The sequence below is a fragment of the Rhizobium sp. AG855 genome, from assembly GCF_003610655.1.
Taxonomy (GTDB): domain Bacteria; phylum Pseudomonadota; class Alphaproteobacteria; order Rhizobiales; family Rhizobiaceae; genus Allorhizobium; species Allorhizobium wuzhouense.
The window spans coordinates 2507686-2524909 of record NZ_RAQG01000003.1 but is presented as its reverse complement, the minus strand read 5'-3'; the positions used below and the strand labels follow the sequence as shown (position 1 = coordinate 2524909).

The 17224-nt window shown below is 62.5% G+C and carries 16 protein-coding genes and 1 riboswitch; of the genes, 9 read left to right on the top strand and 7 right to left on the bottom strand.

Annotation, left to right across the window (positions count from 1 at the left end; translation table 11 throughout):
• Window positions 1-158: 158 nt before the first annotated feature.
• A complete protein-coding gene (betB, locus tag DFO46_RS12515; protein ID WP_120277517.1) occupies window positions 159-1622 on the bottom strand; it encodes a betaine-aldehyde dehydrogenase in 1464 nt (487 codons plus the stop codon).
• A gap of 106 nt (window positions 1623-1728) precedes the next feature.
• Window positions 1729-2376, bottom strand: coding sequence for a transcriptional regulator BetI (gene betI / locus DFO46_RS12510; RefSeq protein ID WP_120277516.1), 648 nt, complete (start codon window positions 2374-2376; stop codon window positions 1729-1731).
• 129 nt (window positions 2377-2505) lie between these two features.
• Between betI and DFO46_RS12505 the strand changes: the two genes are divergently transcribed.
• On the top strand, window positions 2506-3303 hold the full coding sequence (locus DFO46_RS12505) for a pYEATS domain-containing protein (protein ID WP_120277515.1): 798 nt from the start codon (window positions 2506-2508) through the stop codon (window positions 3301-3303).
• A 116-nt stretch (window positions 3304-3419) separates the two neighbouring features.
• Window positions 3420-5222 carry a GGDEF domain-containing protein gene (locus DFO46_RS12500; RefSeq protein ID WP_110789501.1) on the top strand — a complete coding sequence of 601 codons (1803 nt, stop codon included), beginning with the start codon at window positions 3420-3422 and terminating at the stop codon, window positions 5220-5222.
• 234 nt (window positions 5223-5456) lie between these two features.
• Here DFO46_RS12500 and DFO46_RS12495 read toward each other — a convergent pair whose 3' ends face one another.
• Window positions 5457-5972: a type II toxin-antitoxin system PemK/MazF family toxin gene (locus tag DFO46_RS12495; RefSeq protein ID WP_120277514.1), complete on the bottom strand. Its 516-nt coding sequence runs from the start codon at window positions 5970-5972 to the stop codon at window positions 5457-5459.
• 267 nt (window positions 5973-6239) lie between these two features.
• Between DFO46_RS12495 and DFO46_RS12490 the strand changes: the two genes are divergently transcribed.
• Both DFO46_RS12490 and DFO46_RS12485 read left to right on the top strand, forming a co-directional pair.
• Window positions 6240-6713 (top strand): GNAT family N-acetyltransferase, encoded by a 474-nt coding sequence (locus tag DFO46_RS12490; RefSeq protein ID WP_183041888.1) that lies wholly within the window; start codon window positions 6240-6242, stop codon window positions 6711-6713.
• Between the two features lie 114 nt (window positions 6714-6827).
• Window positions 6828-7862: an NAD(P)H-quinone oxidoreductase gene (locus tag DFO46_RS12485; protein WP_245422566.1), complete on the top strand. Its 1035-nt coding sequence runs from the start codon at window positions 6828-6830 to the stop codon at window positions 7860-7862.
• Between the two features lie 43 nt (window positions 7863-7905).
• Here the strand turns inward: DFO46_RS12485 and DFO46_RS12480 are convergent, their stop codons facing one another.
• On the bottom strand, window positions 7906-8889 hold the full coding sequence (locus DFO46_RS12480; protein WP_183041887.1) for a GGDEF domain-containing protein: 984 nt from the start codon (window positions 8887-8889) through the stop codon (window positions 7906-7908).
• A 590-nt stretch (window positions 8890-9479) separates the two neighbouring features.
• On the opposite strand from DFO46_RS12480, the gene DFO46_RS12475 reads away from it, so the two are divergent.
• The 4 genes from DFO46_RS12475 to DFO46_RS12465 all read left to right on the top strand — a co-directional run bounded on the left by DFO46_RS12475 (window position 9480) and on the right by DFO46_RS12465 (window position 12961).
• Entirely contained in the window at window positions 9480-9752 is a 273-nt protein-coding gene (locus DFO46_RS12475) for a hypothetical protein (RefSeq protein WP_110789497.1), read from the top strand.
• Complete coding sequence (locus DFO46_RS23915; RefSeq protein ID WP_165826119.1) at window positions 9749-9913, top strand: hypothetical protein; 165 nt, start codon at window positions 9749-9751, stop codon at window positions 9911-9913. Before DFO46_RS12475 ends, DFO46_RS23915 begins: the two co-directional genes overlap by 4 nt.
• Window positions 9914-10194: 281 nt before the next feature.
• Window positions 10195-10275: riboswitch (SAM riboswitch) on the top strand.
• A 578-nt stretch (window positions 10276-10853) separates the two neighbouring features.
• Window positions 10854-12161: a hypothetical protein gene (locus DFO46_RS12470; protein WP_120277511.1), complete on the top strand. Its 1308-nt coding sequence runs from the start codon at window positions 10854-10856 to the stop codon at window positions 12159-12161.
• Window positions 12162-12223: 62 nt separating this feature from the next.
• Window positions 12224-12961: a hypothetical protein gene (locus DFO46_RS12465; protein ID WP_120277510.1), complete on the top strand. Its 738-nt coding sequence runs from the start codon at window positions 12224-12226 to the stop codon at window positions 12959-12961.
• Between the two features lie 244 nt (window positions 12962-13205).
• Here DFO46_RS12465 and DFO46_RS12460 read toward each other — a convergent pair whose 3' ends face one another.
• The 3 genes from DFO46_RS12460 to DFO46_RS12450 form a co-directional block, all read right to left on the bottom strand.
• The gene (locus tag DFO46_RS12460) at window positions 13206-13586 is read right to left on the bottom strand and encodes a VOC family protein (protein ID WP_120277509.1); all 381 of its coding nucleotides are present in this window, start codon (window positions 13584-13586) and stop codon (window positions 13206-13208) included.
• A 142-nt stretch (window positions 13587-13728) separates the two neighbouring features.
• A complete protein-coding gene (locus DFO46_RS12455) occupies window positions 13729-14034 on the bottom strand; it encodes a hypothetical protein (protein ID WP_120277508.1) in 306 nt (101 codons plus the stop codon).
• Window positions 14035-14101: 67 nt separating this feature from the next.
• The gene (locus DFO46_RS12450) at window positions 14102-16435 is read right to left on the bottom strand and encodes a right-handed parallel beta-helix repeat-containing protein (protein ID WP_120277507.1); all 2334 of its coding nucleotides are present in this window, start codon (window positions 16433-16435) and stop codon (window positions 14102-14104) included.
• Window positions 16436-16741: 306 nt separating this feature from the next.
• On the opposite strand from DFO46_RS12450, the gene DFO46_RS12445 reads away from it, so the two are divergent.
• On the top strand, window positions 16742-17110 hold the full coding sequence (locus DFO46_RS12445; protein ID WP_245422565.1) for an NIPSNAP family protein: 369 nt from the start codon (window positions 16742-16744) through the stop codon (window positions 17108-17110).
• The last annotated feature ends 114 nt before the right edge of the window (window positions 17111-17224 follow it).

The window sequence follows — 17224 nt, the reverse complement described above, 5'->3', positions numbered from 1 at the left end:
GAGTGGCCGCTACCGCTTTGCCCCCCGATTTTTCCAACGACAGAGCACTCAACACTTGCCGTCGACCGGGCGCCCAGCCACGATCCACTCTCCCCCCCTGTGGGGGAGATGCCCGGCAGGGCAGAGGGGGGCGAACTTGCGCGACGGCCCCGCTCATCTCAATACGGCGCCTCGCACTTGCCCATGCCGACATAAACCGTCTTCAGCTCGGAATAATGCTCCAAGGCCGCGGCCGAGTTTTCGCGGCCAAAGCCCGACTGTTTCGACCCGCCGAAGGGGATCTCCACCGGGCAGAGATTATAGGTGTTGATCCAGAGCGTGCCGGCCTCCAGTTGATCCACCACCCGGTGCGCACGCGAAAAATCGGTCGTGAATACACCCGCCGACAGGCCGAACTCCGTGGCGTTTGCCCGCGCGATTACCTCGGCCTCTTCGTCGAAATCGAGCACGCACATCACAGGCCCAAAAATCTCTTCGCGGGCGATGGTCATGTCGTCGGTGACATCGGCAAAGACGGTCGGCTGGATGTAGAAGCCTTCGCCGGTCACGCTGTTCGGAATACCGCCGCCGGTCACGAGCGTCGCGCCCTCCGCCTTGCCCTTGTCGATGTAGGACAAGACCTTCTCACGCTGCGCGAGCGAGACCATCGGGCCCATTTGCGTCGCCTCATCCTGCGGATCGCCGATCAGGATCGCCTCCGTGCGGGCCTTGAGCCGCGACAGAAACACCTCCTTGATCGCCTTGTGCACGAAGACACGCGTGCCGTTGGAGCAGACCTGGCCGGTCGAATAGAAATTGCCGAGCATCGCGCCCGAGATCGCGCTGTCGATATCGGCATCGTCGAAGACGACGATCGGCGACTTGCCGCCGAGTTCCATCGTCACATGCTTGAGTTGGCCGGCAGCCGCGCCCGCCACCTTGCGCCCCGTCGGCACGGAGCCGGTCAGCGACACCTTGGCGACGTCAGGATGGGACACCAGCAGCGGCCCGGTCTCCCGGCCCCCCTGGATGACATTGTAGACGCCCTTCGGCGCCCCGGCTTCGATCAGGATCTCGGCGATCTTGAGCGCACCGAGCGGTGTCACTTCCGAGGGCTTGAACACCATGGCATTGCCGGCGGCGAGCGCCGGTGCACCCTTCCAGCAGGCGATCTGCTGCGGATAATTCCAGGCGCCGATGCCCACAACGACGCCGAGCGGCACCCGCTTGGTATAGGCCCAGTCGCCGCCGAGCGGGATCTGGCTACCGTTCATCGCAGTCGCAATGATGCCACCGAAGAATTCGAAACTGTCGGCACCCGAGGTCGGATCGGCCACGATCGTTTCCTGGATCGGCTTGCCAGTGTCGAGCGTCTCGAGTTCCGAAAGCTCGCGGTTGCGCGTCCGCATGATCTCGGCCGCCTTCTTCAACACGCGGCCACGCGCGGCCGGGCTCCACGAGGCCCATTCCCTCTGCGCCCGCTTGGCAGAGGCGATCGCCATTTCGATGATCGCAGGCGTTGCCGCATGCAGCCTTGCGATCACCTCGCCGGTTGCCGGATAGATGCTCTCGATGACGGTGCCGTCGGTATCCTCGACATACGCGCCATCGATGAAATGCGAGGCTTGCGGTTGGGCTTTCATGTCCTGTCTCCAGACGGGTGTTCGTATTTGCATCTAACTATCAAGGGCCCCTCATCCGCCCTTCGGGCACCTTCTCCCCGCAGGCGGGGAGAAGGAGACGCCGGCGCTAACGGTCGTCTCTCCCTCTCCCCGCTTGCGGGGAGAGGGTAGGGTGAGGGGCTATCTGTTCGGCAGGCACAGAACGTAACTGCCCCGCCACGTAATCCTCGACCAGCGCCACGGACGCCTCGATCGACAGCGGAGCGGCTTTCAGAGATTGCCGGATATAGAGCCCGTCAATCATCGCCGCTGCGCCATCGGCGATCCGGCCCGCGTCGAAAGCCCCGCAGAGCGGCTTCAATCCGGAGAGCAGGTTGGAATGCAGCCGCCGCGCATAGACGACGAGCAGCCGGCGCACCTCTTCCGAACGCTGCGCCTCCGAATAGAAGGCGAGCCAGGCGGCAACGACATCAGGGGCGAACTGGTCGGCCTGGAACGAGACGCGGATGACTGCCGAAATCCGCGCCCGCGGCGTCTCGGCCTGGCGGAGCGCAATCACCGCATCGGCCCTCAGCTGCCGCAAAAGCGAGCGGATCGTCTCGATCAGCAGCTGCTCCTTGGAGCCGAAATAGTGATGCGCCAGCGCCGCCGAGACACCCGCCTCGCGCGCGATCTCCGACATGGTGACGGTCAGCGACCCATGATGGCCGATCGCCTTCAGGGCGGCATCGACCAGCGCCTTGCGCCGGACGGGCTCCATTCCGATTTTCGGCATTCTGCTCTCCTTGCTTGGCAGCAGGATAATTTTGATTGACTGATCAATCAATAAAAATTCCTGCCCTTTTCATGGGTTTCTCAGCGCCCGATTTCTGGCATTCTGCGATGGGGCAAAGGGGAGGGTGCGATGAGCAGGCAGCCGGGGGCGCAAGGCCGACAGCAGACCGGTCCGGTCGAGGCCGGGATGGAGACAATCTGGCGCCGCGGCATGGTCGCGCTGGCGCTGATCCCGATCCTGCTCCTCGCGCTGGATGTCGGGTCGCGCCTTCTGGGCTGGGAGGGCAGCGGCGACGGCAAGCTTGTCGACGTCTATCTGAAATATCTCGGCGCCGCCTTCGTCGCGCTGCTTCTGGCGCGTGTCGGTCCCTTGCTGAAGGGCAAGTTCTATGGCGTGGAAGTCGAGTTTGGCGAGACCAAGCTGGTCGCCGACGCGACGATGAAGGCGACCGCCGATGTCGCCGCACTCCGGGAAGAGCTGGAGCGTGTCAAGGACACGCTGAGCCGGATCGCCCCGCCGGAAGGATCCACCAAGAAGAGCCTGCGCGCGGCCCCGCTTCCGATGCCCGAACTGGGGCCGGTCAAGGTGTGGGACGATCCCAACAAGGGCCGCTTTGGTGGTCTGGCGGAGAAGGACGGCTTCAGGCTGGCCGCCGAGTTCATCGGGGCGGAGGAGGCAAGGCTCGTCAACGTCAAGCTCACCGTGCAAGGCACCGACAAGGTCCTCACGCAGAAGGTCCGTTTCTTCCTGCACCCCACGTTCCCCAGTCCGGAGTTAACGGTAAACCCGATGGATGGCACCGCCTCTCTGGACACGCTGGCCTATGGCGGCTTCACCGTCGGCGCCTGGATCGAAGGCACGAAAACCCTTCTGGAACTTGATCTTTCCCGTGCAGACGGGGCACCGCGCATCATCCGGGACCTCTAGCAGCCCCGCGCGCCGCATCGAAACTTTCATCCAACTGTCACATCCGGGAAAGGCTTTCTTGACAATTGCCCAGCACGATCTGACCCATAAAAAACAAAGGTATATTGGAGAAGATTATGGCATTGGGGGCAGTCGAGGAAGGCGCTGTTGTGCGCCGTTTCGCGAGTGATCAACTGCTGACGCTGGCCAAGCTCGTCGTCGAAAATGCCCTCCAGCCCATCGTCGAAGTCGGGACCGGCGCCGCTTTCGGTTACGAGAGCCTGCTGCGTGGCCATGACCGGTTGGGTTTTTCGACCCCTCTGGATCTGCTCGACCAGGCCGCCGAAACCGGCCATCTCCTGCCGCTCGAACAGATGGTGGCAAGCCGGGCGCTCGCCAAATTCGCGACGCTGCCGGATCGGGCCGGCGCAACCCTCTTCCTCAATCTCGACGTCCGCCTGATCCCCGACGGCAATGCCCTCGTCGATACGCTGCTCGATCAGCTGCGCAAGGCGCAGATCCCGCCGTCCTCCGTCTGTTTCGAACTGTCGGAGCGTTTCGACAACACCATCGTTCCGCAGTTTGCCGGCCTCGTCGAGCGCCTGCGCCGCTCCGGCTTCAAGCTCGCCATCGACGATTTCGGCGTCGGTCATGGCGAGATGAAGCTGCTCTGCGATTTCCCCGTCGATTACGTCAAGATCGATCGCCATTTCATCGCCGGCATCGACAGCAATCCGCGCAAGCGCCACCTGGTCAAGAACATCGTCAATTTCTGCCATGTGCTGGGCGTCAGGGTGATCGCCGAGGGCATCGAGACCGAGGGCGAATTCATCGCCTGCCGGGAATTCGGCGTCGATCTCGTCCAGGGCTGGTTCATCGCCCGCCCGACCACGCTGACAACGGAGCTGAAAAGCGCCTTTCCGCATCTGCAGGACGTCGGCAAGATCCGCCGCTCCACCCAGTCGCTCGACGAGATCCTCATCCGCCGCCAGATCGAAACCCTGCCGACGGTCTACGAACACGAAAACATCGAACATGTCTTCGATCTCTTCCGCCGCAATCCCGGCCAGACCTTCTTCCCCGTCTTGAATGCCAATGGCGAGCCGCGCGGCATCATCAACGAACGTCACCTGAAGGAATACATCTATCAGCCCTTCGGCCGCGATCTGCTCAAGAACAAGCTCTACGAGCGCTCCATCTCGCAATTCGTCGACCGGGCCCCGATCGTCGGGCTGGATGCCGATGCTGAGCGACTGATGACGATCTTTGCCAATATGGAAGGCTCGGACTGCGTCATCCTGACGGAAAACATGCGGTATGCCGGTATTGTCTCGGCCGCCTCGCTGATCCGCATCATCAACGAAAAGCAGCTGAAGACCGCCCAGGACCAGAACCCGCTGACGGGCCTTCCCGGCAACCGCGCCATCGGCGATTTCATCCAGGACGTCGCCCGCGACGGCGATGCGGCCCGCTTCTTCTGCTACTGCGACTTCGACCACTTCAAGCCGTTCAACGACCACTACGGCTTCCACCACGGCGACCACGCCATCTCGCTCTTCGCCGCCCTTCTGCGCCGCTATTTCTTCTCGGAAGGCGATTTCCTCGGCCATGTCGGCGGCGACGATTTCTTCATCGGCGTCACGGACTGGACCCGCGCCGAACTGAACGAGATCCTCGACCGCCTGCTCTCGGACTTCCACGACGACGTCGTCGACCTTTATTCCGAAGTCGATCGCCAGGCCGGCCGGATCAAGGGCCTGGACCGCCAGGGCGTCGAGCGCGACTTCCCCCTGATGCGCTGCTCGATCGGCGTCATCGAACTCCCCCAGGGCCTCGTCATCGACGACGTCAACCGCATCAGCGCCGCCATCGCCGAGCTGAAGAAGCAGGCGAAGGAAAGCACGGAAGGCCTGGTGATCGGGATGTTCGGGGAGGGGTGAGAAGGGTCGGGCCGGCCAGACCGATGCATCTTCACAGATCACCGCCAGGATTGCTGATCTTATAGGTTACGCGCAGTGATCCAAAGAACCACCCGCCGAAACGACCAAAGCCACCCGTTAGGGTGGCTTGGCTTATGAGTCTCCTTGCGGAGAGACGGCGACCTCTCGGCCCCGCATGTTTGGTCTTTATACTGGTCGCTCGGTGTTCAGTCAAGCAAAGTGGTGCCTCCCGCCTTACCTCGCGGGCTTCTCCCCCATCGTAACCGTGATCGTGTCCACTGTCTCGGTAACGATCCCGGATGGCGTTTCGACCGTGGTGGTGGTTGCTACCTCTGTCACCTGGACAGTGGCAGCAGGCATCCAGCCGGCAATGATGGAGTGGGCCTTCTGCAGGATAGCCGTCAACTCGTCACCCTTCACTCTTGGAGGTGTGGTCGACACGTTGTCGAGGCGACTGGTAGCGATCGTCATCAGGTGGTCGCAAATGACCCAGCTGCGCTTGCTGTCGATCTTGCCTTGCACCTCGGCGCTCAGCTCTATCGCGTTGATGTTGGTGGCATTGTCCTCGTCCGTCGTCATCGGCAGAACCGTCACTTTGCCGTTCAGCGTGGCGTTCCGGCTCACCACGATGACAGGCCTCTTCTTCCAGAATTCCGGGATATGGATGACCCCTTCGGGGTGAAAGTTACACCAATAGATATTGCCGACCTTAGGTGCTGCCTTGATCCGGGTCGGATATTTTGTAGCCATGCTTTGGCGCCCCTCAACGCTGCATGCGACTAGCGGGACACGGCCCAGGTATGATCTCCTGTCCGGCCAGGCTGGAAGCTACTGCAACTCGCCCCGCATGACCAGAAAAAGGTGAAAATCGCAAGGACGGCATCCATGGGTTGTTTTCGGTGTCGCGAAATGCCCCCGCCTGATTGTCGTCGCTGAAACGCGCGCGCTATGATGATCGCTCCGCTCTGTCCAGCGCTTGAGCACACGCGGAGAAGAGTTCGCCGCCAAAGGCCATCCATGCAGATCACCGTCACCATCGAACCGCCCGACCAGCCCGCCGTCGCGACCCTGCTGCGGCAGTCCGATGCCATCGCCGCGCGCCTTTATCCAGGCGCATTCCGCCAGCCGCTCACCCCCGCCACGCTCTCGCGGCCCGACATTGCCCTCTTCGTCGCCCGTGAGGATCACGGCCAGGCGCTCGGCTGCGCCGCGCTTCTTGATCTCGGCGATGGCACGGGTGAACTCAAGCGCATGATCGTCGATCCTGACCATGCGGGGCAGGGTGTCGGCCGCCACCTCGTGACGGCCATTCTCCAGTCCGCCCGGGCGCGCGGTTTCCGGTCCGTGCTGCTCGAAGTCGGCATCCGCAATGTCGAGGCAAGACGGCTTTACGAAAGCGCAGGCTTCCGCAATCGCGGCCCCTTCGGCCGCTACGAGCCGACCCCGATCGCCACCTTCATGGAAGCCGACCTGACGCGGCGCGCGATCTGACGGCCGGTCGGCACCATTTGTCGCGGGCGTCAAAGGGCCTCCTTTTCATCGCAATTCAGAGGCTCTATGCCCAACCAACCGCCGATCATCCCAGATGTCTTCAGGAGCGCGCCCATGTCCGATCACGCGATGTCCAATCCAGCGAACCAGTCTCTTCCGTCAACCATGCGCTATGTCGATCTTCCCGCCCATGGCGCGCCGGAGGTGATGGTGCTCGCGACCGGCGCTCTTCCCCAGCCACGCGCCGGCGAAATCCTGGTTCGGGTCGAGGCCGCAGGCGTCAACCGGCCGGATGTCGCGCAGCGTCAGGGCGCCTATCCGCCGCCGAAGGATGCAAGCCCGGTGCTTGGCCTTGAGGTCGCAGGCGAGGTGGTCGCACTCGGGGCGGGCGTGACGGGTTTCGGTCTCGGCGACCGCGTCTGTGCGCTCGCCAATGGCGGCGGTTATGCCGAATACTGCACGGTGCCCGCCACCCAGGCGCTGACCTTCCCCAAGGGGTATGACGCCGTGAAGGCCGCCGCCCTTCCCGAAACCTTCTTCACCGTCTGGGCCAATCTCTTCCAGATGGCGGGCCTGACCGAAGGCGAGACCGTACTCATCCATGGAGGCTCGTCGGGTATCGGCACCACCGCCATCCAGCTGGCACGAGCCTTTGGCGCCACGGTTTACACCACCGCAGGCTCGGCCGAAAAATGCGCGGCCTGCATGGATCTGGGCGCGGCGCGGGCGATCAACTACAAGGCCGAGGATTTCGTCGAGATCGTCAAGGAAGAGACGCAGGGGCGGGGCGTCGACGTCATCCTCGACATGATCGGCGCTGCCTATTTCGATCGCAATCTGCAGGCGCTCGCCAAGGACGGCTGCCTCTCGATCATCGCCTTCCTCGGCGGCGCGACGGTCGAAAAGGCGAACCTTGCCCCGATCATGGTCAAGCGCCTCACCGTGACCGGCTCCACCATGCGCCCGCGCAGTCAGGAAGAAAAACGCGCCATCCGCGACGAGTTGATGGCGGAGGTCTGGCCGATCATCGAAAAAGGTGAGGTTGCCCCGGTCATCCACGCGGTCATGCCCTTCGACCAGGTGGTCGAGGCGCACCGGCTGATGGAAAGCTCGGAACATATCGGCAAGATTGTCTTGAAGCTGGCGTGAGGCGAAGGGCACGCGCGGCCAGCGGGCGCTTCACCCGCGACCATCACACGCCGACAGAGAACTTCCCAAGGTCCAGCGTCGGCGGTATTTCACAGTCAACTCCGCCGCCGTTTCGCTTGGCGCGGTAAGAGGCCGTGTCGGCTGTTGCCATCATCTGTTCCAGATCAGCAGAGCCGGAAAGCGCCATGGTATAGCCGAGGCTGATGCCGATGGTGATCTCTTCACCGGCAATCTGGTATGGGGTGCAGAGACTCTTGGCGACCCTATGCGCCAGGGCGTTTGCATGGCCTGGATCCCGAACATCGGGTTGCAAAATGACGAACTCGTCGCCGCCGATCCGGGCGGCGATGTCAGGCGGAACCAGGGTCTCACGAAGCCGCCCGGCGATCTCTACCAGCAAGGCATCGCCGACCGCGTGACCGAAGCGGTCGTTGATATGCTTGAAACCATCAAGATCGAAGCAATGCACGCAGGTGAGCACATCGTCAGCAGCGTCGAGGTTCATATAGGCCTCGCTGAGCGCTGTGCGGTTGCAAAGCCCGGTCAGCGGATCGTGGCGTGCCTGATGCTCCATCTCCAGAAACAGACGGATTTGCCGTATGCTCGTCCGATAGACATGCAGCATGCTCTGCATCGCGGCGACCAAAAAGATCACCGCCAGCAGACCCATGATCCAGTGGGCCGTATCGCCGAATACGATGATCGCCACGGAGGTGGGCAAAGCGGCAAGCAGGATCGCGGTCGCCGCGATCATCGGCCTTACGGAAATCCTCACCGTCACCCCGGCGCAGTATCCGAAGGTCAGCACGGCGGCCAGCATGTGGACCGCGAGGTCCGGGTAGGAAAAGGCGATGGTGGCGATCATCCCCACGCAGGCCGCAATGAGAAAGATGAAAAAACCCTGCACCTTTTCCCAGTAGGCCGCATCCGCAACCGTCGAGCGTTTCCTGGCATCCGCGCGTCGATGAGCCAGGGAAACCGCGATCTTGCCAAGGGAGGCGATGGCCCCGCCGATGGTGGCGATCAACAGCGGCGTATTGCCAAGGCTCTGGTGGGCGAACAGCCCAACAGCAAGGATCGTGATCCCCATGATCGTCGTCGGGGTCAGCGTCGAGTGCAGCTCCGACACGAGCGTCTTGAACACCTCGTCCGTCTCTCTGTAGCGCACGCCAAATCCCTCAAACCCATGGTCTGGGGCCCGCCAGGGGCCCAGAGCTGCAAGGATAATGAGGCCGGGGAGTTTAAGATTCGGTCAGGTTGAACGACAAAATCTGATAACTCGATGGATGATGGTTTTGTTGTCGGGGGGCTAGTTTGGTCGCTTTCACAGTGAAGGTGCTTGGCACGCTGGGGATTTGTGCGTTGAACGCGACGACGGCGGTGGGGTCATACACGCGGGTCTGCCGTTCGATTAGGTGGTGGAGCGCGCCGGCTGATGGAGAGTTCGGCGCATATTGGCAAGATCGTGTTGCGGGTGGGGTGAGGCGAGCGGCGCTCGCAACAGGCGGGCGCTTCACGAGCCGCCGTCATGCGGCGACAGAGAACTTCCCGAGGTCCAGCGTCGGCGGTATTTCACGGTCAATCCCGCCGCCGTTTCGTTTGGCGCGGTAGGAGCCCTTGTCCGCTTTCGCCATCATCTGTTCCAGATCCGCAAAACCGGACATCAGCCCTGGACTCGTTCCTCACTTCGCTGCCGAAGCCGCTTCGTTCGGCATCTCTATCTTCGACCAGGCGGTCATCGTCCTGACCTCTGCAAACTACTGGCGCTCGTTGTCCAGTGGGATCGAAGCCCAGCGTCTTCTGGTGAAGGCAAATATCAGAACCGCAAGCACACCGACGCAGATTGACTCTCTCGTCGCCGGCTATCAGGCAGATATGGGGGTGCTGTGAGCAAGCCGCGTGACAAGGGAATCATCGCATATGGTACGGCCGAGGACCGCGAAAAGCTCGCGGCCCTGGCGGATCTCTATGGGATCTCGGGCAGCGAAGTGATCGTGAAAATGATCCGGGACCGGCATCTTGAGCTGTTCGAAAAACGCACTGGCACCTAGCGTAGTGCATAACGTCGAAAAAGTCTGGGTTGAGGGATTGCCAGAGCCGGATACACGCGGCACACATAGGGCATCCCCGGAAGGGGATAGGGAGCGCCGAGAAGGAGAAGCAGTGTTGAAGCTGCATTCTTCTTCTCGACTATTCGCACTCGCCGTCCTGAACTGTCCAGTTTGGACCCGGACAGCCATCGGGGGTGGAAGCCGACGTGCCAGCGAGTAGCGCGTGATTCCACCAAACCAATTCCAACCAACTGACGCAAGACCCGCGAAGGCGTAAGGCAGCCTTATCCCGTGGTGATTTGTACGGTCGGCTTGCAGCCACGCTGAGCAGCGAGGTGATCAGTGGCCGGCGGTCCAAAATGTCGTCCCAAACATAAATGCCGAATAGCCCGCCGCCCCCGAAAGAGCCAGCCAGACAAGATGCTTCACCGCACAAGAAAACTTCTCCCCCACAGTCCTCTTGTAGGGATGCTGGGGTCCCTTCTGGCTTGGAGCATCATCCACCATGTAAGGTTCGTGTGTAGCCCAGCAATCCTTGACGGACGGCCAGAGCCAAACAGCGGGGAAAACGGTGAGAATAAAAGGGACGGCCCAATACATGCAGTGTGCTCCTAGGTTTCAGCCTTAGGTAGCGCTGTCAGGTTAACACCTCACCAACAAGTATGGTCGGAGACAACTTGGCTCCATAGATAGATTACGTGATCTTTATATATAGGGCTATTTAGTAATGCGACAGTTGGGCCAGTTAGAGATGCGACAGTCTCGCCTCTTGATGCGCTGGTCAATGCCAACGTCGGGAGCTAGGATGACGACTTCGAGCTTGGTCGAGACCATGAACGGTTTGCGCCGTCGCACGGCACCCCTCACCACCCACCCCAAGCCTTGATTCCGCCCCCTTCTTAAGCGCTTGTTAACGCTTCTTTGTCCCCTGGAGGTCTTCATGGCGCTTGGCGCATCGCATCGATTGCAGGATGGCGTCTTGGCCGTCGAAACCATGACCCGCTTTGCGCTGGCGGTGCTCGCGCTCGCCTCCGGCGTCTACACCTATCTCGGGGTGCGCAGCATCCTCGACGGCTCGCCGACGGCAGTGTTTTTTGCCGCCATCATCTATTCGGCCTCCGTCTCGGTGGCGATCTATGCCTTCTGGTCCTACATGGCGCGCTTCTATCCGCATGTGACGGGAACGGCGGCGCGGGGCGCCATGCTCGGCGTCATGGCGCTCGGCTGCGCCATGATCATCGCCATGTCGAGCTGGCTGAATGCGGCAGCGCTCGCAGGCTCGGCAGCGCTGGAACAGCATCTGGCCGAAACGGTCGAGGATTATACGGCCGATCTCGACCAGGCGCATCAAAACGCGCTGGCCGCGCAAAGCCTGCTGCCGGACATCCAGCGCACCTCCGAACGTTTTGCCCGTCTGGCCGAAGACGAACGCCAGAACGGCGCGCTCACCGGCACGACCGGCTCGGGCAGCGTCGTCCAGCTTCTGTCGCAGATGTCCGCCCAGCTCAACGAGCTGCAGACCGGCATCACCGCCTCGCGCGAGCGGGTGACGACCCTGTTCGACCAGGGCCGCGCGCATCTCGAAACCATGCGCAAGCTGGTTTCGGCGCCCGGCGCCGTCGAGCCGCGCAGCGACGAATTCTCGGCCGAGGTGGTGGCGCTGTCGGGCGTCATCGCCTCGCTCGAGCAGACCTCGATCGCACCTTCGGTCAAGCGCGCGGCCGAAGACCTGTCGCTCGGTTTCATCGCCCCCGTTGCCGATGGCCAGGCCGCCGATCTGGCCGACCGCCAGGATCAGGTGATGCAGACCATCCGCACCTCGGTCACCTCCCAGTCGCAGGTTCTCTCCCAGGCCGCAGACGCCATCCTGGCGCGTGAGCCGGTGGCCGCGCGCCGCTTTGTCCCCTTGTCTGCGGCAGAAGCCGTGCTGCGTTATGCCGCCGATTTCATTCCGGCCTGGGCAGGCGCGATCTCCATCGATCTCCTTCCCGCCGTCCTTGTCTTCATCCTGGCCGTCGTCCATGGCGCGATCCGCCGCCAGGACGAACGGCTGCCTTTTGCCCAGCGGATCACCGCCGCCGAACTTCTGGAAGCGCTGGAGGTGCAGCGCGCGCTGAGCCGTCAGGGCATCGATGTGGCAGAAGCCGTGCAGGCAGCGGAGGCCGAGGACGAGCGCAGCCGCGCCGAAACCAACATCACCAGCCTCGACATGGCGAGCAAGGCGCCGCGAAAGGGACCGCCCGCGTGAGACCCGCAGCGCTCCTCCCGCGTCTGAGAGACGCCTTTCTGCGGGCCGATGACGGCTTGCTGATGCGCGGCGCCTTCTTTGCCCTGCTGGCGACGGCAGGCGCCTTTCTTTTCGTCGACATCAGGGAAATGAGCCTGGCGAATACGGCATTGCCCGGCCACGATCCGCTGACGACGGACGCCCCCGTTCTTCCCCCGGCACTGACGGATGGCGTGCCCCAGGCGCCGCCGGTCGAGCCGGCAAGCGCGCCGGACGTGCTGCGCCAGCCGATGCGTTTCGACCTACAGCCCGGCGGCATCCTGAAGGCCGAAGGCGCCATCGATCTCGGCACCGCCGACCGCTTCGCCGAGGAGATCGCCGCGCGTGGCGAATATGTGAAGGCGGTATCCCTGAATTCCCCCGGCGGCTCCGTCGAGGATGCGCTCGCCATGTCGAAGCTGATCCGGGAAAAGGGCCTGAACACGCAGGTGGAAACCCGGGCGCTCTGTGCCTCGTCCTGCCCGCTGATCTTCGCCGGCGGTGTTGCGCGCGAAGCGGCCGAGAATGCCATCCTCGGCGTGCATCAGGTCTTCAACGCCGGGCAGACCCGCCCCACGCCGGAACAGGCCATGTCGGAAGCCCAGCGCACGACGGCCCGCATTGCGCGGCATCTGGACGAGATGGGCATTGCCGACGGCGTGTGGATTCACGCGCTGGAAACGCCGCCGGACCGGCTCTACTACCTGACGCCAAAGGAAATGGCGGAGTTCAAGCTGACGACTGCGGCCGTGGCGGCGGCAAAGCAGGCGAAGAAGAACTAGAGCAAGTCCAGCAAAAGTGCGAAGCGGTTTTGCGTCCGGACCTGCGTGAAAACAAAGACATAGAGCATTGAAGACGACATCGTTTTCGCGTCCGGAATTGCGTAAAGCGAGACGGTCACACCGCTTTCGCAATTCGAAGAAAAACGCTCGCCCGCCCGGCAAGAACCCGTCGGCACTTTCCGTCATTCAACGCCTGGTGGTTTGCCTCAAGACGTAACGGCTTGCCCCTCGCACAAAGCCCCGTTCAGTCCTGTTCGGGCGGCAGCGAGCGCACGGTCAGCTTGTTGCCATCGGGATCGCGCAGATAGGCGACGAATTGGCCATTCGGCCGCAGCGATGGCGGGGTCTCGATGGACATGCCGCCATTCGCTGTCCCGGCGTCGTGCCAGGCCCGAACATCCTCCGGCCGCGCCGCGAGAATGCCGATCGTGCCGCCATTGGCAGCACTCGCCGGTTTCCCGTCGATCGGTGCCGTGATCATCAGGCGACCGCCATTGTGGAGATAGATCAGCCGGCCGCGTGCATCCGTCTCGCCGGGCTGACCGCCCAGGGCAATGAAGGTGGCGTCGTAAAAGCGTTTCGACCGTGCCAGGTCATTGCTGCCGATCATGATGTGCGTGAACATGCTGTCTCCAGAAAAGTGAGAAATGGGAAGAGGGCAGATCGACCGAACCGCGCCTGCTTGCGGGATGGTCTGTCAGGTCCGGAGCATCCCGGCGAAGGCCCTTTGCCTTAGTCCGCAATGTCGCCTGCGATGCGTGGGAAACTCAGATCCCCGATCCGTCCAGTTCCGCCTCGTCCTCGCCTTCCCAGGCGGGCGGCCGGATCATGGCATCCGGATCCACCCCCGGCAGCGGCATCCAGCATTTCAGCTCCGGTTCGGCATAGGCGATGATCACGCCCGGCGTCGAATCCGAGGAGCGCCAGCCGTCGGCGCCGAACCGGTCGCCGTTCGACCAATAGACGAGATCGACGGCACCCGGCCCCTGTTCGGTGGCGCGGATGGTCACGAGAATGCGGCTCCCATCTCTCGGCGCGCTCGCCATGTTTCGCCAGCGGATGGGGTCTTCCATGGTCTTCTCCTCCCGTTGTGGAAGGAAGTGTCGTCTTCCCGGCTCCACCGGTCAACACCTGTCTCGCTTACGGCGTGTTGCCCGAAACCGTCGTGTTGTACGAATCCCGGACATAGACGCCCGCATCACCCTTGCCGACCAATCGATTGTTCCTCACCGTCAGACCGTTAGCGATATAGATCGTCACGCCGGCACTTCCCGGCGAGGTGACCGTGTTGTTCTCCACGAGACCATTATGCGAATCGATGCCGAAGGAGATGCCGGCGGAGCCGTCTGCACTCTGCGCCGTCGTGAGTGTATTGCCGCGGACCGTCGCACCGGTCGAGCGAAGGACACTGATGGCGCTGGCGCTCGATCCCTTGGTCTCGACGACGTTGCCGCTGGCGGTATTGTTGGCGCCGTAACGTATATAGATGCCCGTGCCTCCGCGCATTTGCGTGGCGACGTCATTGCCGGTGATGCTGAGATTGCTGCTGTGATCCACCACAATCCCGTAGGCGATCGTACCGGAATGCCAGTTGCTGTCGTTGGTCGTATTGGTCCTGATCACATTGTCGGAAATCACCGCGCCATCGCTGGTGATCAGGTTGATGCCGCGGGACATGTAGCCATTGGTTGTCACCCTATTGCCTGAGATCGCGATCCCGCCGCTGTTGTTGATGTAGAAGCCGTTCGCCTGGGTGCCATTGGTCGTGATCGTATTGTCGGTCACGACGAGCCCGCCGCTATTGGCGATCGAAAAGGCGTGCGTCGATTGGGCCTGCGCATCCGTGTCGACATAGCTGCTATTGCCATTGCCGTTTGTGGTCACCCGGTTGCCCTTGAGCAGGCCGGTTGCATTGTCTGCACGAATGCCGAGCGACCTGTCTCCGTTCTGGGCGATCGCCATGTTCTGGATGTCGAGGCCGCTGCTGGAGACGAGCTCCATCGCGTTGCCGCCACGGGCCGAGATCGAACCGCCATCGACGGTAAATCCGGAGACGCCGGACGCCCGGATGCCGCCCTTTGCCGAGGTCACGTCGACGTTGCGCAGCACAGCCCCGTTTGCCGCATTCACCGCAACCGATCCGCCGGAAGTCGACAGGTTTTCGACGGCGATGCCGCCCAGAAAGCTGTCTTGTCCCAATTGGACGAGCGTTCCGGCAGAGCCGCTGATGCTGCCCGAACCGCCGCCTGCGGTCCAGTCGACCGCAGTGCCGCTCGTCGCCCCCTTGAGGCGCAGGACCGTTCCCCCGCCGAGCACCGTTTGCCCGGCATTGAGGGTGATGCCCGCCGCCGTCGAAACCGTTCCGTTGACGAGCACGATGCTGCCGGCACCCGCAGCATTGAGGGCGGCCTGCAGATCGGCCCCGTTCTGGTTCGCCCCGTCAATCAGGATGAAAGATCCGACGGCCGAACCGTTCCAGTCGCTGACAGCCGCCTCCGTCGTGGTCAGCGTTTCGTTCGTCGCGGTGGAAGCGTTGGCGGTGTTGGAGACGATGTCGACATCCCGAACGATGGCATCCGTCATCCGCCGTTCCATGACATCGGACGGATCTCTTGGCAGGGACGGCGGCTGCAGCGGCACGCGCAGTCTGGCCTGGGCAATCCACTGGTCGCCACGCACGTCGTCATGCTGATAGACCACACCGCCCGTCAGCTTCACGCCCGGCAGCCCGGCCAGATTGTCCGCCACCAGTTCCAGCCGCGCCCGGGGGCCGGCAACGGGGTCGACATCCGAGCCGTCGAAATAGTATCCGCCCAGAAAGGCTCTGAGGTCGAAGCCGGAGCCCGGCTCGAAGACCGGAAGGCGCACACCCACCTCGGCATCGACACCGGCCAGCGCTTTTTCGACCTCATAGCGGGTGGTCGTTGTCCGCACCGCCTGATGCCGGATCGCCAGAGATCCACCGGTGGCAATCGCATCGCTCGTCCAGGAGCCCACGGAAGACGAGCTGCCCCCCTCCATGTAGACGTCGCTCGGGCCAACCGGGAGATACACGTTGCCGCGCAGATCGAAGTGTTCGCTCAGCGCTTCGGCCCCGAGCGTCACCTGTTTGAACATGTTGCCATAGGCGGAGCGGCGAAGGTCGAAATAGCCGTAGGCACCGATGTTCCAGCCGGAAGCCAGCATCTGGCGCAGGCCGAGGCCAAAGTTCCCTTCCGATGCGTCCTGATTGTCGAACATGCCCCGGATATCGGCAAACAGCAGGCTATCGCTGTCTTGGGCAAGCGGCATGAACAGATCGGCATTGCCGATCGAACGCCCGGTGCCGACATGGCCGCCCACCTCGATCCAGGGATCCCAGCGCTGCGTGAAAACATCGTCCGCCCGCGCGCCCGAGCCCATCGTCCACAGCGGCAACGAGACCAGGATCACGGCCATCTGCTCTTTGTACCGGAAGGGTTTCATGCGCGTCATGATTGCTTCTCCAGGGAGGCGCAGATCGGCAAAGCCGTTCAGAGGTCATGACGTTTAGAAAAGAAACGGCCGTTATCCAATGGTCCAAATCTGGGCCGAAATTTGCGGAATATCCCGTAATTTCAATGGTAAAACGCGAAGTCTGGATCGGGAGAAAGGGCCTGTGTTACGCCTCTCTCCAGCCGATGCGATCGGCTGTGCGGCCATCGCGCGATCTGTTTGCGAAGCGTGCGCGATGTCATAGGATGGCCCGGCCCGCCGGACGCACCCGTGCAGGATGGGCGGTAATCGGAGAAGTCGCCCCGCATGCGCAAGATGCCCGTCACCTGTGAGGTTCGTTACCGCATCGATCCGGATCGTATGTCCGAGTTTGAAGCCTATGCGCACATCTGGACCGAACTCATCGAACGTCACGGCGGCATGCATCACGGTTATTTCCTGCCGGGCAAAAGGCCGGATGAGGCGAGCGTCAGTTTTGCGGGGCAGGGCAGCGACGGTGCGCGTGACATTGCCATCGCGCTGTTCACGTTTGCTGATGAAGCCGCCTATGCGCAATATCGGGAGCAGGTGGCGAAAGATCCGGATGGCATAGCCGCGAACGCGCGTTTCCGCGACGATCCACCTTTCGTCAGCTATGAGCGCATGTTCCTGACACCACTCCCGCGAAGGGGATGATCTCGGCTCCGGCGCGCGAATTGTGAACGAATTCTGCCGCAACGCAACACAATTATACAAACAAGACGTCACATAACGTGCCTTGTCGAAATCCTCGAAGCGCCCTACCTTTCA